At 66.0% G+C, this 23,766-nt stretch carries 22 protein-coding genes; 16 read left to right on the top strand and 6 right to left on the bottom strand.

Features of this window, described 5'->3' with window-relative positions:
• The first annotated feature begins 79 nt into the window (after positions 1 to 79).
• Positions 80 to 1,060: a hydrolase gene (locus FIV02_RS22325; RefSeq protein ID WP_152489815.1), complete on the top strand. Its 981-nt coding sequence runs from the start codon at positions 80 to 82 to the stop codon at positions 1,058 to 1,060.
• 73 nt (positions 1,061 to 1,133) lie between these two features.
• On the opposite strand, the gene FIV02_RS22330 is transcribed toward FIV02_RS22325, so the two are convergent.
• Positions 1,134 to 1,793: a TetR/AcrR family transcriptional regulator gene (locus tag FIV02_RS22330; RefSeq protein WP_152489816.1), complete on the bottom strand. Its 660-nt coding sequence runs from the start codon at positions 1,791 to 1,793 to the stop codon at positions 1,134 to 1,136.
• 226 nt (positions 1,794 to 2,019) lie between these two features.
• On the opposite strand from FIV02_RS22330, the gene FIV02_RS22335 reads away from it, so the two are divergent.
• The 6 genes from FIV02_RS22335 (at position 2,020) to ggt (ending at position 8,658) form a co-directional block, all read left to right on the top strand.
• Positions 2,020 to 3,450 carry a coniferyl aldehyde dehydrogenase gene (locus FIV02_RS22335; RefSeq protein ID WP_152489817.1) on the top strand — a complete coding sequence of 477 codons (1,431 nt, stop codon included), beginning with the start codon at positions 2,020 to 2,022 and terminating at the stop codon, positions 3,448 to 3,450.
• Between the two features lie 42 nt (positions 3,451 to 3,492).
• The gene (locus tag FIV02_RS22340) at positions 3,493 to 4,038 is read left to right on the top strand and encodes a twin-arginine translocation pathway signal protein (RefSeq protein WP_152489818.1); all 546 of its coding nucleotides are present in this window, start codon (positions 3,493 to 3,495) and stop codon (positions 4,036 to 4,038) included.
• A 174-nt stretch (positions 4,039 to 4,212) separates the two neighbouring features.
• Complete coding sequence (locus tag FIV02_RS22345; RefSeq protein WP_152489819.1) at positions 4,213 to 5,811, top strand: GMC family oxidoreductase; 1,599 nt, start codon at positions 4,213 to 4,215, stop codon at positions 5,809 to 5,811.
• Positions 5,812 to 5,916: 105 nt separating this feature from the next.
• Complete coding sequence (coaD, locus tag FIV02_RS22350; RefSeq protein WP_134676409.1) at positions 5,917 to 6,399, top strand: pantetheine-phosphate adenylyltransferase; 483 nt, start codon at positions 5,917 to 5,919, stop codon at positions 6,397 to 6,399.
• Between the two features lie 224 nt (positions 6,400 to 6,623).
• Complete coding sequence (locus FIV02_RS22355; protein ID WP_004373873.1) at positions 6,624 to 6,875, top strand: YfhL family 4Fe-4S dicluster ferredoxin; 252 nt, start codon at positions 6,624 to 6,626, stop codon at positions 6,873 to 6,875.
• Positions 6,876 to 6,987: 112 nt separating this feature from the next.
• Complete coding sequence (ggt, locus tag FIV02_RS22360) at positions 6,988 to 8,658, top strand: gamma-glutamyltransferase (protein ID WP_152489820.1); 1,671 nt, start codon at positions 6,988 to 6,990, stop codon at positions 8,656 to 8,658.
• Positions 8,659 to 8,723: 65 nt separating this feature from the next.
• Here the strand turns inward: ggt and FIV02_RS22365 are convergent, their stop codons facing one another.
• The 5 genes from FIV02_RS22365 to FIV02_RS22385 all read right to left on the bottom strand — a co-directional run bounded on the left by FIV02_RS22365 (position 8,724) and on the right by FIV02_RS22385 (position 13,450).
• Positions 8,724 to 10,556 (bottom strand): Na/Pi cotransporter family protein, encoded by a 1,833-nt coding sequence (locus FIV02_RS22365; RefSeq protein ID WP_152489821.1) that lies wholly within the window; start codon positions 10,554 to 10,556, stop codon positions 8,724 to 8,726.
• Between the two features lie 94 nt (positions 10,557 to 10,650).
• Positions 10,651 to 10,989, bottom strand: a complete 339-nt coding sequence (locus tag FIV02_RS22370) for a hypothetical protein (protein WP_037056474.1) — start codon at positions 10,987 to 10,989, stop codon at positions 10,651 to 10,653.
• A 76-nt stretch (positions 10,990 to 11,065) separates the two neighbouring features.
• Entirely contained in the window at positions 11,066 to 11,644 is a 579-nt protein-coding gene (locus FIV02_RS22375) for a lysophospholipid acyltransferase family protein (protein WP_037056475.1), read from the bottom strand.
• 74 nt (positions 11,645 to 11,718) lie between these two features.
• Positions 11,719 to 12,531 carry a bifunctional DNA-formamidopyrimidine glycosylase/DNA-(apurinic or apyrimidinic site) lyase gene (gene mutM, locus FIV02_RS22380; protein ID WP_037056476.1) on the bottom strand — a complete coding sequence of 271 codons (813 nt, stop codon included), beginning with the start codon at positions 12,529 to 12,531 and terminating at the stop codon, positions 11,719 to 11,721.
• Positions 12,532 to 12,637: 106 nt separating this feature from the next.
• Positions 12,638 to 13,450, bottom strand: coding sequence for an HDOD domain-containing protein (locus tag FIV02_RS22385; RefSeq protein WP_167494334.1), 813 nt, complete (start codon positions 13,448 to 13,450; stop codon positions 12,638 to 12,640).
• 189 nt (positions 13,451 to 13,639) lie between these two features.
• On the opposite strand from FIV02_RS22385, the gene FIV02_RS22390 reads away from it, so the two are divergent.
• From FIV02_RS22390 to FIV02_RS22430, 9 genes are all read left to right on the top strand, one after another.
• On the top strand, positions 13,640 to 14,839 hold the full coding sequence (locus FIV02_RS22390; RefSeq protein ID WP_037056478.1) for a class I SAM-dependent rRNA methyltransferase: 1,200 nt from the start codon (positions 13,640 to 13,642) through the stop codon (positions 14,837 to 14,839).
• Between the two features lie 268 nt (positions 14,840 to 15,107).
• Positions 15,108 to 16,226 carry an ABC transporter ATP-binding protein gene (locus FIV02_RS22395; protein WP_152489822.1) on the top strand — a complete coding sequence of 373 codons (1,119 nt, stop codon included), beginning with the start codon at positions 15,108 to 15,110 and terminating at the stop codon, positions 16,224 to 16,226.
• Positions 16,227 to 16,248: 22 nt separating this feature from the next.
• Positions 16,249 to 17,322 carry an ABC transporter substrate-binding protein gene (locus tag FIV02_RS22400; protein WP_037056481.1) on the top strand — a complete coding sequence of 358 codons (1,074 nt, stop codon included), beginning with the start codon at positions 16,249 to 16,251 and terminating at the stop codon, positions 17,320 to 17,322.
• Between the two features lie 121 nt (positions 17,323 to 17,443).
• A complete protein-coding gene (locus FIV02_RS22405) occupies positions 17,444 to 18,679 on the top strand; it encodes an ABC transporter permease (protein WP_152489823.1) in 1,236 nt (411 codons plus the stop codon).
• A 7-nt stretch (positions 18,680 to 18,686) separates the two neighbouring features.
• Positions 18,687 to 19,541 carry an ABC transporter permease gene (locus FIV02_RS22410; protein WP_037056483.1) on the top strand — a complete coding sequence of 285 codons (855 nt, stop codon included), beginning with the start codon at positions 18,687 to 18,689 and terminating at the stop codon, positions 19,539 to 19,541.
• Positions 19,542 to 19,671: 130 nt separating this feature from the next.
• Complete coding sequence (locus FIV02_RS22415; protein WP_152489824.1) at positions 19,672 to 21,465, top strand: PAS domain-containing protein; 1,794 nt, start codon at positions 19,672 to 19,674, stop codon at positions 21,463 to 21,465.
• On the top strand, positions 21,462 to 22,091 hold the full coding sequence (locus FIV02_RS22420) for a response regulator transcription factor (RefSeq protein WP_152489825.1): 630 nt from the start codon (positions 21,462 to 21,464) through the stop codon (positions 22,089 to 22,091). The genes FIV02_RS22415 and FIV02_RS22420 overlap by 4 nt, the downstream gene beginning before the upstream one ends.
• A 519-nt stretch (positions 22,092 to 22,610) precedes the next feature.
• Positions 22,611 to 23,381: a methyl-accepting chemotaxis protein gene (locus tag FIV02_RS22425; RefSeq protein ID WP_231499350.1), complete on the top strand. Its 771-nt coding sequence runs from the start codon at positions 22,611 to 22,613 to the stop codon at positions 23,379 to 23,381.
• A gap of 10 nt (positions 23,382 to 23,391) precedes the next feature.
• The gene (locus FIV02_RS22430) at positions 23,392 to 23,760 is read left to right on the top strand and encodes a response regulator (RefSeq protein WP_037056485.1); all 369 of its coding nucleotides are present in this window, start codon (positions 23,392 to 23,394) and stop codon (positions 23,758 to 23,760) included.
• The last annotated feature ends 6 nt before the right edge of the window (positions 23,761 to 23,766 follow it).

The raw sequence follows: 23,766 nt of genomic DNA on the forward strand, positions 1-23,766 counted from the left end.
TGTAGGGTGGATGTCGCCTTTTACATCCACCAACACGGCGGTATATGGGTAAAACACCATCCCCCGACAGGACAGTTCCATGACGCCCTTCCAGCCCGCCTGGTGGCTCCCCGGCCCGCACCTGCAGACGCTGTGGAACCCCTTCTGCCGCAAGCCGCCGCAATTGCAGCGCCGGCGTGAGCGTCTGTGGCTGGATGACGGCGACTTCCTCGACCTCGACTGGCATGGCCCGCACGACGCCCACGCGCCGCTGGTACTGGTGCTGCACGGCCTGACCGGCAGCTCCGACTCGCTGTACGTGCTGGGCCTGCAGCAGACCCTGGCTGCACGCGGCTGGGCCAGCGTGGCGCTGAACTGGCGCGGCTGCTCCGGCGAACCCAACCTGCTGCCACGCGGCTACCACTCCGGGGCCAGCGAGGACCTGGCCGCTACCGTGGCCCACCTGCGTGCGCAACGGCCGATGGCAGCGCTGTATGCGGTCGGCTACTCGCTGGGTGGCAACGTGCTGCTCAAGTACCTGGGGGAAAGCGGCGCGCAGAGCCAGTTGCGCGGCGCCGTGGCGGTCTCCGTGCCGTTTCGCCTGGACCAGTGCGCAGACCGCATCGGCCTGGGCTTCTCGCGGGTATACCAGGCGCACTTCATGCGCGAGATGGTTGCCTACGTGAATAACAAGCAGCGCCTGTTCGCCGAGCAGGGCCAGGGCGAGCGCCTGTCGGTACTGGAACGGCTGGGACCGCTGGACGGCATGCGCACCTTCTGGGACTTCGACGGCCGCATCACCGCGCCGCTGCATGGCTTCGCCGACGCCCACGACTACTACCGCCGCGCGTCGAGCCGTTTCTACCTCGGCGCGATCCGCACCCCTGCCCTGCTGATCCAGGCCGCGGACGACCCCTTCATCTTCCGCCACAGCCTGCCCGAAGCCAGCGAGCTGGCGCCCGGCACCGAGTTCGAACTGCACGCCAGGGGCGGCCATGTCGGCTTCGTCGAAGGCTGCCCGCGCAAGCCGGTGTATTACCTGGAGCGGCGTATCCCACAGTGGCTGGCGAGCCTCGAATAACCGCGACCGACGCCGTTCCTACGCGGCATGCGCTGGCGTAGCCCCTCCTGCCGAGACCGGAGACGAGAGGCAATCAGCCCAGCACCTGCTCCAGCGGCACATGCAGACGACCGTACAGCGCCTCGACCGCCTCGCGTGCGGAGGGCGCTATGTAGCCGCCTTCCAGCGCCAGCACCTGATAGATGCCACGGCGCAGCATGTCCTGACTGAGGTTGTCCGGGTTGGCGCCGGCGGTGCAGAGAAAGCGTACCCAGGAGGTCATGATGATCCAGCTGTTGAGCGTCAGCGCCTCGATCTGCGCCGGGGTCATCAGCAGAATGCCGGCGTCGACGAACCCCTGGTAGATGGACTGCGCGCCAACCAGGCAACGCCGGGCGAAGGCGCGGTAACGCTCGGCCAGCTCGGCGTCGGACTCCAGCAGGTGCTCCAGGTCGCGATGCAGGAAGCGGTAGTGCCACATCGCCGCCAGCAGCGCCTCCAGATAGAAGGTCTTGTCGTCCACCGTGAGCGCGCGCTGCTCGGGCAGGCGCAGAAAGCTGTCGACCTGGGTTTCGTACTGGGCGAACAGCTCGGCGATGATCACCTGCTTGTTGCGGAAGTGGTAATACAGATTGCCCGGCGAAATCCCCAGGTGCGCGGCGATGTGGTTGGTGGTGACATTGCGCTCGCCCTGGCTGTTGAACAGGGCCAGGCTCTCGGCAACGATGCGATCGCGGGTCTTGGGTGGCGCCATCTCGCAGCTCGGTCTCGACGTCGAAAAGAGGCAAAGGTACAGGCAGAAACCGGCGAAGTGTTACCCCCGGTGCAACCGGCAGGCTTTCGCTGACCTTTGGTTAGGGTGCAGCGGACAGCGTCGCACGGCATCCTATTTGACACATTAGAGTAATTGCTCTAAAAATCCAGTTCAGTCGAATCGGAGCGTGCAACCACGCCCAGCTGGAACGTCGAGGAGAATCCCCATGGTCGCCGACATCGCCTACCTGCAGCACAGCCAACAGCAGATCAACCAGCTGGAAAACACCTTCGCCCTGCAACGCTCTGCCTTCGGCGCCAACCCCATGCCGTCAGCCGAGCAGCGCATCCAGTGGCTCAAGGCCCTGCGCGAGCTGCTGGTCCAGCAGCAGGACGCCCTGGTCGCGGCGATCTCCGAAGACTTCAGCAACCGCTCCGCTGATGAGACCCTGCTCGCCGAACTGATGCCGAGCCTGCATGGCATCGACTACGCGACCCGGCGCATCCGCAAGTGGATGAAACCGTCGCGCCGCAGCGTCGGCATGCAGTTCATGCCGGCCTCGGCCAAGGTCATCTACCAGCCACTGGGCGTGGCCGGCATTATCGTGCCGTGGAACTACCCGCTGTTCCTGGCCATCGGCCCGTTGACCGCCGCCCTGGCCGCCGGCAACCGGGTGATGATCAAGATGAGCGAGTCCACCCCGGCCACGTCGCAACTGATCAAGGACCTGCTGGCGCGCATCTTCCCCGAGGACCTGGTCAGCGTCGCCCTGGGCGAGGCCGAGGTGGGCGTGGCCTTCTCCAGGTTGCCGTTCGACCACCTGCTGTTCACCGGCGCCACCAGCATCGGCAAGCACGTGATGCGTGCTGCCGCGGAAAACCTCACCCCGGTGACTCTGGAGCTGGGCGGCAAGTCGCCGGCCATCGTATCGGCCGAGGTGCCGCTGGCGGACGCCGCCGAACGCATCGCCTTCGGCAAGACCCTCAACGCCGGACAGACCTGCGTGGCCCCGGACTATGTGCTGGTACCGCGTGACCGCGTCGAAGGCTTCGTCAGCGCCTACCGCGAGGTGGTGCAGCGCTTCTACCCGCAACTGCAGGACAACCCGGACTACACGGCGATCATCAACGAGCGCCAGCTGGCACGCCTCAACGGCTACCTGCAGGACGCCGAGGCCAAGGGCGCACGCATCGTCCCGCTCTACCCCGAAGCCCAGGGCCGGCGCCTGCCGCAGAGTCTGGTACTGGACGTCAACGACGAGATGAAGCTGATGCAGGACGAGATCTTCGGCCCGCTGCTGCCGGTGGTGCCATACGACCGCCTGGAAGATGCCTTCGCCTACGTCAACGCGCGGCCGCGCCCGTTGGCGCTGTACTACTTCGGCTACGACAAGCACGAGCAGCAGCGCGTGCTGCACGAAACCCATTCCGGTGGCGTGTGCCTGAACGACACCCTGCTGCACGTGGCCCAGGACGACATGCCGTTCGGTGGCATCGGCCCGTCGGGCATGGGCCACTACCACGGCCACGAAGGGTTCCTGACGTTCAGCAAGGCCAAGGGGGTGTTCATCAAGCAACGCTTCAACGCGGCGCGACTGATCTACCCGCCCTATGGCAAGTCGATCCAGAAGCTGGTCTACAAACTGTTCGTGCGCTGATCAACGCGGGCCTGGCCCGCTCTACGCCTGGTGATAACAACAATGAACGACACCACTCCAGACGCGCCGCAGCTGTCGCGGCGCAGCCTGCTCAAGGTCGGCCTGATGGGCACGGCGCTGCTCGGCACGGCCGGACTCACCGCCACGCTCAGTGGTTGCTCGGCCGGCACGCCGGCCAGCGGCTACCTGATCCTGCGCAGCAGCGACCTGCCGTTTTTCAGAGCGCTGATCCCGGTCATGCTCGACGGCGCCGTCGCCAGCGAACGCATGCCGCAGGCCGTCGAGGGCACCTTGCGCAGCATCGACAACGGCCTGGCGCACTTCTCCCCGGAAATGCGGAAGCTCACCGTGCAGCTGTTCGACGTGCTGGCACTGACCATCACCCGCGGCCCGCTGACCGGGATCTGGGGCAGTTGGGAGAACGCCAGTGCCGACGATGTGCGGCACTTCCTCGATCGCTGGCAGAACAGCAGCCTGAGCCTGTTGCGCATGGGCCATGCCTCGCTGCTGCAACTGGTGATGATGGCCTGGTATGGCCGGCCGGAGTCCTGGGTGCACTGCGGCTATCCCGGCCCGCCCACCGTCTGAATTCAGCCAACCGCCATTATCAGAATGATGCCTCTGAAACCGCAGCGAGCGATTCGAGTGCAAGGAAGGCTCGCAGCACGTGGCGAGGCCGTACTGAAGTACGCCGAGTCACGGGCGAGGAGCTGACGCCGCACGCGGATCGCACAGCAGGTTTCGGTGACCCGAGGAAAAACGATGCCCGTACCCGATTTGTTCAAGCAAGGCCTGGCCAAAGGCTGGAAAACCCATGATGGCTCGCGTCTGGAAAACGACCTGACGCTGGAGGCTGATGTCGCCATCGTCGGCAGCGGTGCCGGCGGCGGGACCACGGCGGAGATCCTCAGCGCCGCCGGCTACAAGGTGCTGCTGATCGAAGAAGGCCCGCTGAAGACCAGCGATGACTTCAAGATGCAGGAAGCCGAGGCCTACCCGACGCTCTATCAGGAAGGCATCGGTCGCATGAGCAAGGATGGCGCCGTCACCATCCTGCAAGGCCGCGCCGTCGGGGGCACCACGCTGATCAACTGGACCAGCAGTTTCCGCACGCCCGCGCAGACCCTGGCGCACTGGGCCGAGGCCCATGGCGTGCAAGGCCATGACGTCGAGTCGATGGCGCCCTGGTTCGAGAAGATGGAGCAGCGCCTGGGGGTCGCGCCCTGGGTGGTACCGCCGAATGCCAACAACGAGGTGATCCGCACCGGTTGCGACAAGCTCGGCTATCACTGGGCGGTGATCCCGCGCAACGTGCGCGGCTGCTGGAACCTCGGCTACTGCGGCATGGGCTGCCCGACCAACGCCAAGCAGTCGATGCTGGTCACCACCATCCCCGCCACTCTCGAGGCAGGCGGCGAGCTGCTCTACCTGGCCCGCGCCGACAAGCTGGTGATCGAAGGCGATCAGGTGGTCGGCCTCGACTGCCTGGGCATGGATGCGCGCTGCGTGGCACCCAACGGCAAGCGCATCCGCGTCAAGGCGCGGCACTACGTGCTGGCCGGCGGCGGCATCAACACCCCCGGCATCCTGCTGCGTTCCGCAGCGCCGGACCCGCACCAGCGCATCGGCCGCCGGACCTACCTGCACCTGGTGAACTTCTCCGCCGCGCAGTTCGAGCAAGTGATCAACCCCTTCTACGGCGCACCCCAGTCGCTCTATTCCGATCACTTCCAGTGGGACGACGGCACCACCGGGCGCCTGTCCTACAAACTGGAAGTGCCGCCGCTGCAACCGGCGCTGACCAGCACCCTGCTCGGCGAATTCGGCCGCGAGAATGCCCTGCGCATGGAGCAGTTGCCCTACACCAACGTGATGCTCGCCCTGCTGCGTGACGGCTTCCACCCGGACAGCGCCGAAGGGCGCGTGGAGCTGCGCGGCGACGGCAGCCCGGTGCTCGACTACCAGATGACCGACTACACCTGGGACGGTGTGCGCCGGGCCTTCCTGACCATGGCCGAGATCCAGTTCGCCGCCGGCGCCAAGGCGGTGATGCCGACCCATGCCGATGCGCGCTTCGTCAGCACCTGGCGCGAGGCCCGGGAGATGATCGACAACCTCGACCTGGCGCTGTACCGCACGCGCCTGGGCAGCGCCCACGTGATGGGCGGCTGCGCCATGGGTGAAGACCCGCAGACGGCGGTGGTGGACAGCCTCGGCCGGCACCACCAGCTGGCCAACCTGTCGATCCATGACGGCTCGCTGTTCCCCACCAGCATCGGTGCCAACCCGCAGCTGTCGATCTACGGGCTCACGGCGAAACTGGCGACGCTCCTGGCCGAGCGCCTGAAAAGCCCGAGCTAGACGCACCGTCCCTGAGTCAGGAACAGACGGCGCATCCCTGCGGCTTGGCCGCCGGGATGCGCTGCGCTACCATCCGACTCCTTTTCGACCCGCCAGGACGTCCCGATGAATCGAGTGTTATACCCCGGCACCTTCGACCCCATCACCAAGGGCCACGGTGATCTGGTCGAACGCGCTGCGCGCCTGTTCGATCACGTCATCATCGCCGTCGCCGCCAGCCCCAAGAAGAACCCGCTGTTCCCGCTGGAACAACGCGTGGAGCTGGCCCGCGAGGTCACCAGCCACCTGCCCAACGTGGAAGTCGTGGGCTTCTCCAGCCTGCTTGCGCACTTCGTCAAGGAACAGGGCGCCAACGTGTTCCTGCGCGGCCTGCGCGCCGTGTCGGACTTCGAGTATGAGTTCCAGCTGGCCAACATGAACCGGCAACTGGCGCCGGATGTCGAGAGCCTGTTCCTGACCCCGTCGGAAAAGTACTCCTTCATCTCCTCGACCCTGGTCCGCGAGATCGCCGCGCTCGGTGGTGACATCAGCAAGTTCGTCCATCCGGCCGTCGCCGACGCCCTGAACGAGCGCTTCCGCAAGCAATAAGCGCCGGCCGTTCACGCCTGTCGGATGCCCCTCTCCCATTCATGAGAGAGGGGCAAAGCGGCGCCACGTTCCCTACCCTCTCCCCGCCCCCTCTCCTGTATTCGGGAGAGGGGCGCAAAGCGCCCAACCGGCCGAGCTAATGGCACAAGACGCAGCGATCCGGCACAATTCGCCTCATCGTTGTCTGCCAGTGTCGCGGCGTCGCCTCGACAGGAGTTGTTTTCATGTCCCTGATCATCACCGACGACTGCATCAACTGCGACGTCTGCGAACCCGAGTGCCCCAACGGCGCCATTTCCCAGGGTGAGGAGATCTACGTGATCGATCCCAACCTGTGCACCGAGTGCGTCGGTCACTACGACGAGCCCCAGTGCCAGCAGGTGTGCCCGGTCGACTGCATCCCGCTCGACGAGAACAACGTCGAGAGCAAGGATGAACTGATGCAGAAGTACCGCATCATCACCGGCAAGGCCTGATCCCTCCTCCCCGCCCGGGAGGCGACAGGCCGTCCGTGGCGGCTGCGCATCGCCCATCGCCAGGCCAGGGCTGCTAAGCTTGCAGCCTCCTTCAGCCGCCCCGGTAGATCGCATGTTGCGCAACCTCCTGCTATCGACCCTGCTGCTCGGCGCCAGCCTGCTGGCCCAGGCAGCACCGCACCAGCCCGCCATTGCCACCGCTCACCCGGCCGCCACTGCGGCCGCCAAGCAGATACTCGACGCTGGCGGCAACGCCTTCGATGCTGCCGTCGCCGCCAGCGCTGCGCTGGCCGTGGTCGAGCCCTACGGCTCCGGCCTGGGCGGCGGCGGTTTCTTCCTCCTGCGCACTGCAGGCGACACGCCCCGCTACGACTTCATCGATGCACGCGAACGGGCGCCGCTGGAGGCCAAGGCGGACCTCTACGTGCGCGACGGCAAGGTGCAGCGCGAGCTGTCGCTCAATGGCGCACTGGCCGCCGCCATTCCCGGCTTGCCGGCCGCCCTGGTGGAGCTGGCCGAGCATCACGGGCGCCTGCCGCTGAAAACCAGCCTGGCACCGGCCATTCGCCTGGCCAGGGAAGGCTTTGCCGTGGACCGTGTCTACCGCGAACGGGCCACCTGGCGCCTGGCCGCGCTGCGTGACGATGCGGAAAGCGCGAAGCTGTTCCTCGACCAGGGCGACGTGCCCGCCGAAGGCCAGTTGCTGCGCCAGGCGGACCTGGCCGTCACCCTGCAGGCCCTGGCCGATCACGGCCGCGCCGGTTTCTACCAGGGCCCGATTGCCGAGCGCCTCGCCGCAGGCGTACGCCAGGCCGGCGGTATCTGGACGCTCGACGACCTGCGCGAGTACCGCGTGGCGCGCCGCGAGCCGCTGCGCTTTCGCCTCGAGGACGGCCACGAGCTGATCAGCGCGCCGCCCCCCTCGGCAGGCGGCGTGGCGCTGGCCCAGAGCCTGGCGATACTCCAGCAACTGCCCTGGCAGGAGGCCGAACCGGTGCAGCGCGTGCACTATGTGGTCGAGGCCCTGCGCCGGGCGTACCGTGATCGCGCTCTGCTGGGCGACCCGGATTTCGTCAAGAATCCGCTGCAGGAGATGCTCTCGCCCGGCCACCTCGCCGTGCTGGCCGGCAGCATCGACCCTGAGCAGGCCACACCGAGCTCCGCCTTGCCACCGGCCGGCACCTGGCATGAAGGCGACCACACCACGCACTTCGCCGTACTCGACGCCCAGGGCAACTCGGTTGCCGCCACCCTGTCGGTCAACCTGCCGTTCGGCGCCGCCTTCACCGTGCCCGGCACGGGTGTGTTGCTCAACGATGAAATGGACGATTTCGCCGCCGACGTGCAGGGCTCGAATGCCTATGGCCTGGCCGGCAGCGAAGTCAACGCGATCGCCGGCGGCAAGCGCCCACTGTCCTCGATGAGCCCGAGCTTCCTCGAAAGCAACGACGAATTCACCGCCTTCGGCACCCCCGGCGGCAGCCGCATCCCCAGCATGGTGCTGCTGTCGATGCTGGAGTACCTGGACGATCAGCCCATCGAGCGCTGGCCGGCCGTGGCCCACTACCACCACCAGTTCCTGCCCGATGTGATCGAGCACGAGCCGGACACCTTCAGCGCCGAGCAGATCGCCGAGCTGCAGAAACGCGGCTACCAGCTCAAGCGCCTGGATCGGCAGTACGGCAACCAGCAGGTGCTGTTCTGGAACAAGGTGAGTGGCGACGTCCAGGCGGCCAGCGACCCGCGCGGGATCGGTGAGGCGCTGGTGCCGGCGAGCGAGTAAGCACAGGCGCCAGCGCGACTGAAGCCCCTCGCACGGAGCCCGTGCGCTGTACGAGGGGCGGGCCGCTACGAGAGCTTGATCAGGCTTTCCTGCTCGTCGCCGAACTGGCGCAGTTCGCGGAACAGCGCCTGCTCGCTGCCAAGCATGAGCACGTTGCGCAGGCTCTGGAAGATGCGGCTGGCGTAGCCCAGGTCGTTCATCAGCGAGCTGGTCTGCAGGCCGTCCAGACGTCCGCTACGCACATCGGCGAACAGCCGCTGGCGGAAGCCCGCATCGAAACCCGCCGCCTGCTCGTCGAGCCAGCGCAGGCGTGACTGCCAGACATCCTCGGGCAGATCGCTGCGCGCCAGTTCGCGCACCTCATGCAGGGTCGTCAGCAGGTGGCGCCGCAGTTCCACGTAGGCATCGCGCACCGCCGATGGCGGCGCATCGAGGTAGTGCCCCAGGTTCTTCTGCAGGTGCTTGGCATCCTTGACCGCATCCACCAGTTGCAACGCGGCCAGCTGACAGCTCACCCAGAACTGCTGGTGCGCCTCGTCCATCGGCAGTTCCATGCGCCCCATGAAGCTCAGCAGGTCGCCGTAAACGCCCTTGATATGAAACTGGTAGAGGTGTTCGGCATCGAAGCCGGCGTGCGAGGGCTTGGCCTGCAGCAGCTGCTCGTCGGCCCGCGAGCGCGCCAGCTGGTCCACGGGCAGGTAGAGGGCGTGGCAGATCACCTCCAGGCTCAGGCGCCCGAGGTGCCCCAGCTCCTGCACCACGGCCCCGGAAGCGGCCTCGACCGAGTCCAGTGCGCGCTCGCTGAGGTAGCGGGCCTGGGTGCGCTGGGGCTCGACGACCTGCTCGGGCAGCAGCTCGGTGATCAGTACCTGAGGTTCGGCGCGCTCCGGCAACCAGCGAATCAGGACGCGCGCCAGGCGCTCCTGCAATGGCCAGAACAGGGCGACGCCCATGGCGTTGAAGAGGGTGTGGAACATCGCCAGCTGGATCAGGCTGTTGTCGCCCAGCCCCAGCGGTTCGGCCAGGGCGTGCACCAGCCAGGTCAACGGCCCGAGCAGGCAGAAGGCCAGTGTCCCGGTGGTGATGTTGAACAGCACATGGGCCAGGGCCAGGCGCTGGCCGCTGCGGTTGCCGCCCAGGGAGCCGACGAACGCCGTGGTCACGCTGCTGCCGACGTTCGAGCCAATGGCGATGGCCAGGCTCTGTCCCAGCTCCAGCTGACCACTGGCCAGGGCCGCCAGCGTCAGCATCAGGGTCGCATGGCTGGACTGCAGCACCACGGTGATGGCCATGCCGATGGCCGTGAACAGCAGTGCGCCTGCCAGCCCGCCCGCCTGCATGCCGGTCATGTCCAGGTCACCGAAACTGGCGAAGCCGTCCTTGATCTGGTCGATACCGAGGAAGATGAAGGCAATGCCCAGCACGATGCGCCCTGCCGCCTTGCTCCGGGTGCCGAAGAAACCGGCCAGCACGCCGAAGACCAGCAGCGGCAGCGCCAGGGGACTGAGGCTGAGGTTCTGCCCGGCCAGCGCCAGCAGCCAGATGCCGCTGGTGGCGCCCAGGTTGGCGCCGAACAGGATGGCGATGCCGCCGGCCAGCTGGATCAGCCCGGTGCTGATGAAGGCGATGGTGAGCAGCGACACCAGGGTGCTGGACTGCAGCAGCAGCGTGCCACCGATGCCGAACAGCAGGCTCTTGAAGGACGTCGAGGTACTGCGCGCGAGGATCTGCTCCAGCTTGCTGCCGGCCAGTTGGCGCAGGCCCTCCTCCAGGCACTGCATGCCGAACAGGAACACCGCCAGGCCGGCGCACAACTGCAACCAACCCTGGCTGAACCAGAACGAGGCGATCAACCCCACGACCAGCAGACACAGCATCACCCAGCGCAGGTACTTCATCGGCACCGTTCCATCCTTTTAGCGGTGTACAAACGCAAACGGCCCCTCGCCTCGAAACCGAGGCGAGGGGCCGTATACAGGAGCCTACAGCGGATCAGTCCTGCTTGTAGCCACTGCTGGTGCAGCCGAGGCAGCGTACGAACGCCTCTTTGCCCGGCTCGACCACCAGGGATTGTGCGGCTTCACCGACGTTGCCGCCCAGTGCGGTGAACGGCAGGCTGACGATGAAGGCCGCAGCGCCGATGGCGGTCGCGCCGATCAGCAGCGGGCGGGCGATGACCAGGTCACCGACCATGGCGTAGCCCTTCGGGGCTTCCACGGAGTAGATCGGGTCGCCGCTGGCGTTCTGCTGAACCACTTCCGCCTGTGCCGGCAGCGCCAGCAGGCCAGAGGTCAGCGCCAGGACAGCAGCGGTTGTGCGGAACGCTTTCATGGATCGATCCTTCAGGTTTTTCGGGAAAGTGCCAGTAACTATAACAGCGCATTGGCAATTGTCAGCGTGACGGACGTCAATCGCCATGAAACGCGTACTCCGGCTTTTTCGGTACATAAGGCCGGAAGAACGCCAGCATGGCTGCCAGATCGGCCTTTTCGTCGCCGCTGGGCTGAAAGGTCGGGCCGATCACCACGCGGCGATGCTGGTAATCCAGCGCCGCCAGGACGATGGGTACGCCAGCCCCCTGGGCGATGTGGTAGAAGCCCATCTTCCAGCGTTCGACCTTCTTGCGCGTGCCCTCGGGCGAGAGCACCAGGATGAACTCGTCATGCTCGCGAAAGGCCTGTACGGCCTGCTCGACGGTGTTCAGCTGACGCTCGCGGCGGATGGCGATACCGCCCCAGGCGCGCATCAGGCCACCGAACGGCCAGCGAAAGATGCTGTGCTTGCCGAACCAGCGGGCGTTGAGGCGCAGCACGAATTTCAGTGCGATGAAGATCACGAAGTCCCAGTTGGACGTGTGGTGGGCACCGATGGCGACGAACTTGTCGAGTTTCGGCAGCGCCCCCTCGATACGCCAGCCCAGGAGTTTCAGCACGCTGCGTCCCAGCCATTCGGCAGCCGGGTTGGGCGGCAGGTAGTTAGCGGACATCGATCGACCTCTTGTTCTTGTTCTGGGTATCAGGCTACCCGCCGCAGGCTATCCGGCCAGCCGCCGTCAGCGTCTCAGCGCTGACACTTGGGGCAGTACACGCTGGCGCGCTGGCCCAGTTTCACCTCGCGCAGGGTGCTGCCACAGACCTTGCAGAACTCGCCAGCGCGCCCGTAGGCAAACAGTTCCTGCTGGAAGTAGCCAGGCTGGCCGTCGCCGCCGACGAAGTCACGCAGGGTGGTGCCGCCCCGCTCGATGGCGTGGGCGAGAATGCGTTTGATCTCCTCGGCCAGGCGCAGGTAGCGCGCCCGCGAGATCGCCCCGGCCTCGCGCCGTGGGTCGATACCGGCGGCGAACAGGGCCTCGGTGGCGTAGATGTTGCCCACCCCGACCACCACGGCGTTGTCCATGATAAAGGGCTTGACCGCCATGCTGCGCCCGCGAGAAAGCTGGAACAGGCGCTCACCGTCGAACAGACCGCCCAGCGGTTCGGGGCCGAGCTTGCTGAGCAGCTCGTGGCGCAACGGGTCGTCGCTCCACAGCAGCGCGCCGAAACGACGCGGGTCGGTGTAACGCAGGGCCAGGCCCGACTCCAGTTCGATATCCACGTGCTCGTGCTTGGCCGCGGCCAGGCCGCACTCGACCAGGCGCAAGCTGCCGGACATACCCAGGTGGCTGATCAGGCTGCCGACTTCGGCCTTGATCAGCAGGTACTTGGCGCGCCGCTCGACGCACTCGATGCGCTGGCCGGACAGGCGCACGTCCAGGTCTTCGGGGATGGGCCAGCGCAGACGGCGCTCGCGCACGATGACGCGCGTGACGCGCTGGCCTTCGAGGTACGGCGCAATGCCGCGACGGGTGGTTTCGACTTCTGGCAGTTCGGGCATGGCAGCAGGACAGGACAACGGCGGTGCGCCACCTTAGCAGGAGCGACAGGCAGAACGGTAGAGCGCCACGGCGAGCGGCGCTGCCCGCCCGCCATGGGGCGCCTGGCTACATCACCGCCAGATCGCGAATGCTCTCGCGCAGGTTCTCGAAGTCGTACTCGGACAGGCCCACGTATTCCAGGATTGGCTGCGAGATGTACTGCCACTCCAGGTCGACGGCCTGCCCGCCGAGCACACGGTGCGACTCGCAGATGTGCTCGGCCATCTTGAGGATGCCCAGCAGCGTCTTGAGCTGCGCATCGCGCGAGGATTCGTCGCTGAAGATCGACAGCGCGTTGTGGTGGTTGGCGATGACTTCGCAGAGGTGCTCCGGCAACCGCCAGGAGCGTGCGGTGAAGTAACCCACCACGGCATGGTTGGTGGTGAGCATGCGGTTCTCGGTATCCACCACCCGGCGTTCGTCGCTGGCACTGGCGTAGGCCTCCTCCAGCACTTCCATGTAGTTGGGGAAGCGCTTGAGCATCAGCGGGATACCGCAATCGTGGAACAGACCCAGGCTGTAGGCCTCGTCGGGCGACTGGTAGCCGAGGCGCTTGGCCAGCGTCAGGCAGGTCATGGCCACGTCCTGGGCGCTGTCCCAGAAGCGGTTGAGCACCAGAATCGCCTCATCGGTCAGCTCGCCCTTGATCGATTGCGCGTTGATCAGATTGATCACCGTGTTGCAACCGAGCAGGTTGACCGCCTGCTGGATCGAGGCGATGCGGTTGGACAGGCCAAAATGCGCCGAGTTGACGATCTTCAGCAGCGCACCGGACAGCCCCGGGTCCTGGCTGATCAGCTTGGCGATGGTGCGCAGATCGGGGTTGGGCATGATCTGCTCCATCTGCAGATCCACCATGATCTGCGGCTGCGGCGGCACACTGATGCCCTGCAGGGCTTGCTGGATCTGTTCGGCGGAGAGTTCGAAGGCCATGGCACGCACGTACGAAGTGAGAAGTACGCCACAGTTTAGCCAAAGCCCGACCCGGCCAGCAGCAGACTTTTGTAAACAGCGGGCGCAGGCGCAACCCGCTATAATTCCGCTCTTTTATCTGCGGAGCCCGAACTCATGCCCTCCCTGCCCAGCCTGCGCCTGAAAGCCAACGCCGACCGACGCCTGCGCGCCGGCCACCTGTGGGTCTACAGCAACGAGATCGACGTCGCCGCCACCCCGCTGCACGGCTTCGCCGCCGGCGACCAGGCCATCCTCGAAGCGGCCGGCGGCAAGCCGCTGGGCATCGTCGCGATGAGCCCGAACAACCTGATCTGCGCCCGCCTGCTGTCGCGCGACGTCAAGCACGTGCTGGACAAGTCGCTGCTGGTGCATCGCCTCAACGTCGCCCTGAGCCTGCGCGAGCGCCTGTTCGACAAGCCCTGCTACCGCCTGGTGTACGGCGACTCCGACCTGCTGCCGGGCCTGGTGGTCGACCGTTTCTTCGACATCCTCGTGGTGCAACTGGCCTCGGCGACCATGGAAGCGCATAAGGACGACGTCGTCGCCGCGCTGATCCAGGTGCTCAAGCCCAGCGGCATCCTGTTCAAGAACGACTCCAGCGCGCGTGACGCCGAAGGCCTGCAGCGCTACGTCGAGACCGTCTACGGCGAGGTGCCGGAGTGGGTCGCGCTGGAAGAGAACGGGGTGAAATTCGAAGCCCCGGTGATCGACGGGCAGAAAACCGGCTGGTTCTACGACCACCGCATGAACCGCGCGCGCCTGGCGCCCTACGTGAAGGGCAAGCGCGTGCTCGACCTGTTCAGCTACATCGGCGGCTGGGGCGTGCAGGCCGCCGCCTTCGGCGCCAGCGAAGTGTTCTGCGTCGACGCCTCGGGGTTCGCCCTCGACGGTGTCGAGCGCAACGCCGCACTCAACGGCGTGGGCGAGAACGTCACCTGCGTCGAGGGCGATGCCTTCGCCGCCCTGCGTGAACTGAAGGCCGCCGAAGAACGCTTCGACGTGGTGATCGCCGACCCGCCCGCCTTCATCAAGCGCAAGAAGGACATCAAGAACGGCGAGGCCGCCTATCGCCGCCTCAACGAAACGGCCATGCGCATGCTCAACAAGGACGGCATCCTGGTCAGCGCCAGCTGCTCGATGCACCTCGACGAAGACCACCTGCAGAACATCCTGCTGACCAGCGCACGCCACCTGGATCGCAATATCCAGCTGCTCGAGCGCGGCGCCCAGGGGCCCGACCACCCGGTGCACCTGGCCATCGCCGAGACCCGCTACATCAAGAGCCTGACCGTTCGCCTGCTGCCCAACAGTTGAGCAACCTGCACCTGCCGAGTGCGTTTCGGCAGGTGCCCCCGCCTCGCCACGCTGTTACCTCTCCCCACACCTTCCTCGCGTGTTGCGCTGCCTGAGCTAGTCTTCAACCTGCATGGCAGAGCGCTAGCAGATGACCGTTCATCGGCTGGCTTGCTTATTGCTTTTGGTTATCGACATAACGATCGCCCCACACGACAGGGACGAATCGACTCAGGTGTTGGAGCCTCGGTCACGAGCTGGCTCCATATTGCGGGCAATGGGGAGGACTATGACTGCGCAAGCTGGGAACGAAGCGTTCCTGCGATTCACCAACGTCAAGAAGACCTATGATCACAAGACCCTGGTGGTCAAGGACTTCAACCTCAACGTGGCCAAGGGCGAGTTCATCACCCTGCTCGGCCCTTCCGGATCGGGCAAGACCACCTGCCTGATGATGCTCGCCGGTTTCGAAGACGTGACCAGCGGCGAGATCCTGATCAACGGCCGCAACGTCACCAGCATCGCGCCCTACGACCGCAACATCGGCATGGTCTTCCAGCAGTACGCGCTGTTCCCGCACATGACCATCCGCGAGAACCTCGCCTACCCGCTGAAGATCCGCAAGCTGCCCAAGGACGAGATTCGCGCCAAGGTCGAGCAGTACCTGGCCCTGGTCGAGCTGCAGGCCTTCGGCGGCCGCTATCCTGGCCAGCTCTCCGGCGGCCAGCGCCAGCGCGTGGCGCTGGCCCGCGCGCTGATCTTCGCACCGGACATCGTGCTGATGGACGAGCCGCTCGGCGCGCTGGACAAGAAGCTGCGCGAGCAGATGCAGTACGAGATCAAGCGCCTGCATGAGCAGCTCGGTTTCACCGTGATCTACGTGACCCACGACCAGACCGAAGCACTGACCATGAGCGACCGCATCGCCGTGTTCAACAACGGCGTGGTGCAGCAGTGCGCAGCCCCCCACGTGCTGTACGAGCGCCCGGCCAACCTGTTCGTCGCCGACTTCATCGGCGAGAGCAACAAGCTGTCCGGAGTGATCGAGTCGGTCGCTGACGATCGCGTGCAGGTGCGCCTCGACGACGGCGGCCTGGTCAGCACGCTCAAGGCCAACTGCAGCGAGGTCGGCCAGGCCACCACGGTGTCCGTACGCCCGGAGAAGCTCAGCTTCATCGACCGCCTCGGCGGCGGGGGCAACCAGGTCAAGGCGCGCTTCATCACCCGCCACTACGTCGGCGAATACATCCGCTACCACTTCGAGACCGCCAGTGGCAGCGAGCTGGTGGTGAAGAACCTGAACGACAGTTCAGCCCCGCAACTGAGCACTCAGGAAGAGGTCGCCCTGACCTGGCTGCCGGAAGACAGCCAGGCGCTGGATCGATCTGCAGTCCCCACCCACAACTAGTAGAAGCAAATGGAGCACAGCAATGGCTAGATCACTGACTACCAGCGTTTCCACCTTCGCCCTGGTGGCGGCACTGGGGCTCACCGCCGGCAACGCCACCGCCCAGGACAGCCTCACCGTGGTGTCCTGGGGCGGTGCCTACGGGGCGGCGCAGAAGAAGCACGTCATCGATCCCTACCAGGCCGAGTCCGGGGTCAAGGTACTGTTCGAGGACTACTCCGGCGGTGTCGCCGAGATCAAGGCTCAGGTCGAGTCCGGCAACATCCAGTGGGATGTGGTCGACTTCGAGGTGATCGACCTCGAGCGCGCCTGCTCCGAAGGCCTGCTGGAGACCGTCGACCACAGCGTGCTGCCGGCCGGCATCGACGGCACCCCGGCCGACCAGGACTTCATCCCGGAAGCCCTCGCCAGCGAGTGCGCGGTGGGCAACATCGTCTGGTCGGTGGTGTTCGCCTACAACGACAACACCATCGGTGGCACCAAGGCCGCGAGCATCGGCGACTTCTTCGACACCGGCAAGATTCCCGGCAAGCGCGCCATGCGCAAACGCCCGCAGGTGAACATGGAGTGGGCGCTGATGGCGGATGGCGTGGCACCGAAGGACGTCTACGAAGTGCTGGCGACGCCGGAAGGCCAGCAACGCGCCTTCGCCAAGCTCGACAGCATCAAGAAGGACATCGTCTGGTTCGACTCCTGGTCGCAGGCGCCGCAACTGCTCAACGACGGCGGCGCGGTGCTGGTGCAGTCGGCCAACGGCCGCTTCTACGACGCCATCGTGCAGGAGAAGAAACCCTTCGAGATCGTCTGGGACGGCCACGTCTACGACCTCGACGCCTGGGCCATCGTCAAGGGTTCGAAGAAGAAGGACCTGGCCATGGAGTTCATCAAGTTCGCCACCGGCTCCAAACCGCTGGCCGGCATGCCGGACGTGGCCTATGGCCCGACCCGCAAGTCGTCCATGCCGCTGGCTGACCAGAGCGCCGCGCCGCACCTGCCGACCGCGCACCTGGACCAGGGCATCCAGGCCGGCTCCGAGTTCTGGGCCGACTACGGCGAGTCGCTGGGCGAGAAGTTCAACGAGTGGCTGCTGAAGTAAGCGCCAGACCCTGCTCTCCCCGGGCCTGCCGTGGGAGGGTTCCAGCCGCGTCGCTCGCGGCCGGGGCCCTCGCCACGGCGCCTCGCCGCAATGGGAGAGATGCTGAAATCGGAGTAATGCCTTGTCATCCCTGACCACCAGCGAAGCCGGCCAAGCCGCCAGCGCCCGTCGCCGGAAACGCCTCACCGCGTTCCTCTTCGTGGCGCCGCTGCTGCTGTTCATCATCGTCACCTTCGTCGCCCCGATCGGCACCATGCTGTGGCGCAGCGTGTACCACCCGACCGTGGCCGAACTGATTCCGCAGACCCTGACCGAACTGCAGCGCTGGGACGATCACCAGCAGTTGCCGGACGAGCAGACCCTGCAGGTCTTCGTCGGCGAACTGCACGCGCTCAACCAGCAGCGCCTGTCGGGCAAGCTCGCCGAAGAGTTCAACCGCGCCTACGCCGGCATGTCCAGCGTGGTCAAATCCAGTGCCCGCCGGGTCGGGCGCCTCGACGCCGACGCGCTGCCGAGCCAGGGCGTGAAGACCCTGATGCAGGCCCATCGCAACTGGGCCAAACCCGAGCTGTGGTACGCCATCGCGCGCGCCGGCAAGGTCTACACCTACGACTACTACCTGACGGCCCTCGACCTGGAGCTGGACCCGGAGACGGGCATCCAGGTGCGTCAGGACACGCAGATCTACCTGCAGCTGTACTCCAAGACCCTGAACATGGCGCTGGTGATCACCCTGCTCTGCGCCCTGCTCGGCTACCCGCTGGCCTACTACCTGGCGGGGCTGCCGTCGAACCGCGCCAACCTGCTGCTGGTGCTGGTGCTGCTGCCGTTCTGGACCTCGCTGCTGGTGCGCACCACCTCGTGGATAGCCCTGCTGCAGACCAACGGCGTGATCAACTCCTTCCTCGTGGGGCTCGGTCTGGTTGACCAGCCCATCGAGATGCTCTACACCTCGTTCGCCACGGTGGTGGCGATGACCCATATCCTGCTGCCGTTCATGATCCTGCCGCTGTACAGCGTCATGCGCGGCATCGACCCCAGCTACCTGCGCGCGGCCCTGAGCCTCGGCGACAAGCCGATCCCCGCGTTCGTGCGCATCTACTTCCCGATGACCCTGCCCGGCCTCAGCGCAGGCGCGCTGCTGGTGTTCATCATTTCGGTGGGCTACTACATCACCCCGGCCCTGGTCGGCGGCACCGACGGGCAGATGATCAGCAACATCATCGCCTTCCACATGCAGCGCTCGAACAACTGGGAGCTGGCGGCCGCGCTCGGCTCGCTGCTGCTCGGGCTGATCCTGCTGCTGTACTGGGTGTACGACCGTTTCGTCGGCGCCAGCAATATCAAGTTGGGATGAGGACGCGATGAAGACCCCCGCCTACTACGGCTTCTGGCACCACCTCGGCACCTGGCTGCTCAAGGCCGGCTCCTGGCTGGTGCTGCTGTTCCTGATCCTGCCGATCCTGGTGATCGTGCCGCTGTCGTTCAACGCCGAGCCGTTCTTCAGCTTCACCGAAGGCATGCTCACCCTCGACCCGGAGGCCTATTCGCTGCGCTGGTACCGGGAGATATTCAGCGATCCGAAATGGCTGCTGGCGATCAAGAACAGCTTCATCATCGGCATCTTCTCGACCCTCCTCGCCACGGTGTTGGGCACCTGTGCGGCGGTGGGCCTGGCGCGTGACGAGATGCCCTTCAGGCGCTTCGTCACCGCCCTGCTGCTGTCGCCGATGATCGTGCCGCTGATCATCACCGCAGCCGGCATGTTCTTCTTCTATTCCGACCTGGGGCTGGCAGGCGGCTACCTGGGCGTGATCCTGGCGCACGCGGCGCTGGGCACGCCCTTCGTCATCATCACCGTGACGGCCACGCTCACCGGCTTCGACTACAGCCTGGCGCGGGCGGCGCTGAACCTGGGCGCCCGGCCCGTGCGCGTGTTCTTCGACGTGATCATGCCGCTGATCCGCCCCGGCGTGATCAGTGGTGCGCTGTTCGCCTTCATCACCTCCTTCGACGAAGTGGTGGTGATCCTGTTCATGGCCGGCCCGCAGCAGCGCACCATCCCCCGGCAGATGTTCTCCGGCCTGCGCGAGCAGATCAATCCGAGCATCCTGGCCATCGCCACCCTGCTGATCCTGGTCTCCATCGCTCTGCTGGTCACCATCGAACTGCTGCGCCGGCGTGCGGAGCGCATGCGCGGCATCGAGATACCGCATTGAGCCCCGGCGAGCCACGCCAGGCTGCGCACATCCCGGGCTGAATGCCCCGGCCGCGCAGCCTGGCCCTGCCTGGCACACCTTCATCGAGAAACTGACCCATACTGGACAGGTCGCTCATTGGAGGAACGCCTTGAAGGACAAGCACTCGGAAGAGTCCCTGCTCAGCGCGGCCTGGCAGTCCGCCCCCCTCGGCCTGGGTCTGCTCGATGTCCGTGGCTGCCTGCAGTACAGCAACCCGGCGTTGCAGGCACTGGTCGGCGAGCACGGCAACAAGCCGCTGACGCAGTGGCTGCATCCACAGGACCGCGACACCTTCGACTACGCACTGGAGCGTGCCCGTCGCCAGCAGCTCGACATCGCCTGCGGCGAGCTGCGCCTGCACAGCCAGGAAGGCGCCTACAAGTGGCTGCACACCAGCGTCTGCTGGGTGTCGCAAGCGGACAGCGGCATCGATCACTTCCTGGTCCGCTTTACCCCGACGCGCTCCACGCAGGAGCGGGCCGAGCAGGCCTACCTGCTCAGTTTCGCCCTCGACTACACCACCGACGGTGCGCTGCTGCTCGATGACGGCCTGAACATCTGCTACCTCAACGATGCCGCCAGCCGCCTGCTCGGCCAGGGCCGCCAGTACCTGATGGGACAGAACATCGGCCAGGCGCTGGTGCCCCTGGCCCTGCACTCGAATGAAGACCTGCGCGAGCTGATGCAGGGCCAGGGCCCGGTGCAGCTGGAACTGAACCACCCCGTGGATGGCACCCGCGCCCACGTCTCGGTGAGGTTCAACCGTTTCTACTACGATCGCCGGGGCTACTGCCTGGCACTCCTGCATGACCTCACCGAACAGCAGCGCCTGGCCGACACCCTGCTGCACAACGAACGCCAGTTCCGCGCGCTGATCGAGAACACCCACGACGCCGTCGGCCGCCTGACCCCGGACTTCCGCCTGATCTACGCCAACCCGGCCCTCGAAGCCCTGTGCCGGCTGCCGCTGGTGGAGGCACGCGGGCGTCCCGCGCGCGATGCCTTCGGTGACAATTCCCAGGTCGACATCATGGCCGACCTGGTGCGCGAGGTCGCCCTCAGCGGCGACTCGCTCGAGGAGGAGCTGATTCACGGCATCGACGGCCCCGCCGACCTGCAACACCACTACCTGGTGCAACTGGTGCCCGAGCGCAACGCCTCAGGCGCCATCACCAGCGTGCTCTCGCTGGCCAGGGACATCACCAACATCCGCAAGGCCGAACGACGCCTGGCGCAGAGCAACCAGCAACTGCGCGACCTGACCACCCGACGAGAGTCGGCCCGGGAGGAAGAACGCAAGCTGATCGCCCAGGAAATCCATGACGAACTCGGCCAGCACCTGACGGCCTTGCGCATGGGCATTTCCATGCTGCACCTGCAGTTCGGCGCCAAGGCGCCCGGTCTCGACAATGCCGTCGACGGGCTGATGCAGCTCTGTGACCGAACCATTCAGGTGGTGCGCTCCATCGCCACCAGCCTGCGTCCGGCGGTGCTCAACATGGGCCTGTACCCGGCCCTGGAGTGGTTGACCAGCGAATTTCGCCAGCACACCCGGATCGAGTGCGAACTGACCACGCACAGCGACGAACCGGCCCTCAGCGACGATCAGGCGACCACCGCCTTCCGCATCGTGCAGGAAGCGCTGAACAACGTCGCCCGCCATTCCGGCGCGAGCCGGGCGGTGGTGAGCCTGGAACGGCTCGACGACGTCTACCAGCTGGATATCACCGACAACGGGCGCGGCTTCGACCCGTCGGCCGTCAACACGCGCTCCCTGGGCCTCGCCGGCATGCGCGAACGCGGCACCAGCCTCGGCGGCGAAGTGGTGATCTTCAGCCATCCCGGACAAGGCACCACGGTACAGGCCAGCCTGCCCATCACGCCGGCCAAGGAGGACTCATGACCCGCATCATGATCGCGGACGACCACACCATCATGCGCAACGGGCTCAAGCAGCTGATCGAATTCGACAGCCGCCTGCAGGTGGTCGCGGAAGCGGAGAGCGGCGGCCAGGTGCTCGAGCGCCTGCGCAGCACCGAGGTCGACCTGGTCCTGCTGGACATGAGCATGCCCGGCATCAGCGGCGAAGACCTCATCGCGCGGATCCACGGGCACTACACCAGGCTGCCTATCCTGGTGCTGAGCATGCACAACGAAGCGCAGATCGCCCAGCGCGCCCTGCGTGCCGGCGCCAGCGGCTACCTGACCAAGGACCACGACGCCGAAACCCTGCTCGCGGCCATCAACAAGGTGGCCAACGGCGGGCGCTATCTCGACCCGCGCATCGCCGAACAGCTGGCCTTCGCCAACGCCGAGGAGCGCAACAGTGGCCTGCACAGCCTGTCGGACCGGGAATTCCAGATCCTGCGCCTGCTCGCCGATGGCCTGGGCGTCAATCAGATCGCCGAACACCTGTCGATCAGCAACAAGACCGTCAGCACCCACAAGACCCGCCTGATGGAGAAGATGGGCTTCAGCTGCAATGCCGACATCATCCGCTTCGCCCTGACGGAGCAGCTGTCGAGGTAGGAAAATTCCTACAGAAAACCGGAATAGCCTTATGCCATCACCGGAATCAGACGATGCCCGGATAGCCCTTCACAGACCATCCTGACAGCCATGACCGGGTAGCCAATACCCGCTCCCGTTGCTCGATGGAGTGTGAACGTGAACGCTCAGACCACCACCCAAGCCAGCTGGATTCCCACCGTCCTCGTCAGTCTCTGCAGCCTGTCTCTGGTCTGGCTGGCGACGCAAGTACCCAGCCACTACTGGCTGGTCGCCGCCCTGCTACCGGGTGTCGTGGTGCATGTCAGCCTGCGCCGCCAGGCCAGCGCGCAGGCGCGGACCCTCTCTGAGGTCCAGGAGAGCGCCATCGCCGTCGGCCAGGCCCAGGAAGCCGAACGCCACGTGCATGGCCTGGCGGAGCTGTGCCGCAACATCGCGCCCATCTGGTCGCAGCAGATCGAAGCTGCCCGCCTCCACACCCAGACCGCCATCGAAGCCCTGAGCGAACGCTTCACCCACCTGGCGCAGCGCATCAGCGCCGTGGTCGGCGTAGATGCGCCGAGCGACGACGAAGCGCTGCTGAAGCTGCTGGCCGGTAGCGAACACGAACTGGAAGACATCGTCAGCCAGTTGCGCCAGGCCCTGGACAGCAAGGAAACCCTGCTCGCCGAAGTGGTCCGCCTCAGCGGCTACACTACCCAGCTGCGCACCATGGCCCAGGAAGTCGGCGACGTCGCCAAGCAGACCAACCTGCTGGCCCTCAACGCCGCCATCGAGGCCGCCCGCGCCGGCGAGGCCGGACGTGGCTTCGCCGTGGTCGCCGACGAGGTGCGCAAGCTCTCGACCCTCTCGGAGGAAACCGGCAAGCGCATCGGCGAGACCATCGAGAACGTCAGCACCGCCATCGAACACACCCTGCACGTTTCCAACGAACACGCCAGCCGCGACGCCAGCACCCTGGAAAGCGCCAGCCAGCTGATCCGCCAGGTCATCGAGGATTTCCGCCACGGCGCCACGCGCCTGGTCGAGCATGGCAACACCCTGCACAGCCAGAACCAGGCGGTCGGCGAGGAAATCTCCGAGGTGCTGGTCGCGCTGCAGTTCCAGGACCGCGTCAGCCAGATGCTCGGCCACATGCGCGACGACATCGAGAAGCTCGGCCTGCGCCTGGTCGATGCAAGCGGCCAGGTCGATGCCAGCGGCTGGCTGGACGACCTCTCGCACACCTACACCACGCCCGAACAGCACGCCATCCACAGCGGCCGTCACGGCACGTCCGCCGCCAGCGCTTCCGACATCACCTTCTTCTGAGGACTTCCCCATGGCCAAGACCATTCTCATCGTCGACGACTCCGCCTCGATCCGCCAGGTGGTCGGCATGACCCTGAAGAACGCCGGCTACGACATCATTGAAGGGGTCGATGGCAAGGATGCGCTGACCAAGCTCGACGGGCGCAAGGTGCACCTGATCATCAGCGACGTGAACATGCCGAACATGGACGGCATCACCTTCCTGAAGAACGTCAAGACGCTGGCCAGCTACAAGTTCACCCCGGTGATCATGCTCACCACCGAAGCCGGCGATGCCAAGAAGAGCGAAGGCCAGGCGGCCGGCGCCAAGGCCTGGGTGGTCAAGCCCTTCCAGCCGGCGCAGATGCTGACCGCCGTTTCCAAACTGATCCTGCCCTGAGTCAGG

The sequence above is a fragment of the Pseudomonas sp. THAF187a genome (assembly GCF_009363395.1).
Taxonomy (GTDB): Bacteria; Pseudomonadota; Gammaproteobacteria; order Pseudomonadales; family Pseudomonadaceae; genus Aquipseudomonas; species Aquipseudomonas khazarica.

Coding starts and splice junctions, on each gene's coding strand:
- FIV02_RS22325 (WP_152489815.1), top strand. CDS start 80: ATGACGCCCTTCCAGCCCGCCTGGTGGCTCCCCGGCCCGCACCTGCAG.
- FIV02_RS22330 (WP_152489816.1), bottom strand. CDS start 1,793: ATGGCGCCACCCAAGACCCGCGATCGCATCGTTGCCGAGAGCCTGGCC.
- FIV02_RS22335 (WP_152489817.1), top strand. CDS start 2,020: ATGGTCGCCGACATCGCCTACCTGCAGCACAGCCAACAGCAGATCAAC.
- FIV02_RS22340 (WP_152489818.1), top strand. CDS start 3,493: ATGAACGACACCACTCCAGACGCGCCGCAGCTGTCGCGGCGCAGCCTG.
- FIV02_RS22345 (WP_152489819.1), top strand. CDS start 4,213: ATGCCCGTACCCGATTTGTTCAAGCAAGGCCTGGCCAAAGGCTGGAAA.
- coaD (WP_134676409.1), top strand. CDS start 5,917: ATGAATCGAGTGTTATACCCCGGCACCTTCGACCCCATCACCAAGGGC.
- FIV02_RS22355 (WP_004373873.1), top strand. CDS start 6,624: ATGTCCCTGATCATCACCGACGACTGCATCAACTGCGACGTCTGCGAA.
- ggt (WP_152489820.1), top strand. CDS start 6,988: ATGTTGCGCAACCTCCTGCTATCGACCCTGCTGCTCGGCGCCAGCCTG.
- FIV02_RS22365 (WP_152489821.1), bottom strand. CDS start 10,556: ATGAAGTACCTGCGCTGGGTGATGCTGTGTCTGCTGGTCGTGGGGTTG.
- FIV02_RS22370 (WP_037056474.1), bottom strand. CDS start 10,989: ATGAAAGCGTTCCGCACAACCGCTGCTGTCCTGGCGCTGACCTCTGGC.
- FIV02_RS22375 (WP_037056475.1), bottom strand. CDS start 11,644: ATGTCCGCTAACTACCTGCCGCCCAACCCGGCTGCCGAATGGCTGGGA.
- mutM (WP_037056476.1), bottom strand. CDS start 12,531: ATGCCCGAACTGCCAGAAGTCGAAACCACCCGTCGCGGCATTGCGCCG.
- FIV02_RS22390 (WP_037056478.1), top strand. CDS start 13,640: ATGCCCTCCCTGCCCAGCCTGCGCCTGAAAGCCAACGCCGACCGACGC.
- FIV02_RS22395 (WP_152489822.1), top strand. CDS start 15,108: ATGACTGCGCAAGCTGGGAACGAAGCGTTCCTGCGATTCACCAACGTC.
- FIV02_RS22400 (WP_037056481.1), top strand. CDS start 16,249: ATGGCTAGATCACTGACTACCAGCGTTTCCACCTTCGCCCTGGTGGCG.
- FIV02_RS22410 (WP_037056483.1), top strand. CDS start 18,687: ATGAAGACCCCCGCCTACTACGGCTTCTGGCACCACCTCGGCACCTGG.
- FIV02_RS22420 (WP_152489825.1), top strand. CDS start 21,462: ATGACCCGCATCATGATCGCGGACGACCACACCATCATGCGCAACGGG.
- FIV02_RS22430 (WP_037056485.1), top strand. CDS start 23,392: ATGGCCAAGACCATTCTCATCGTCGACGACTCCGCCTCGATCCGCCAG.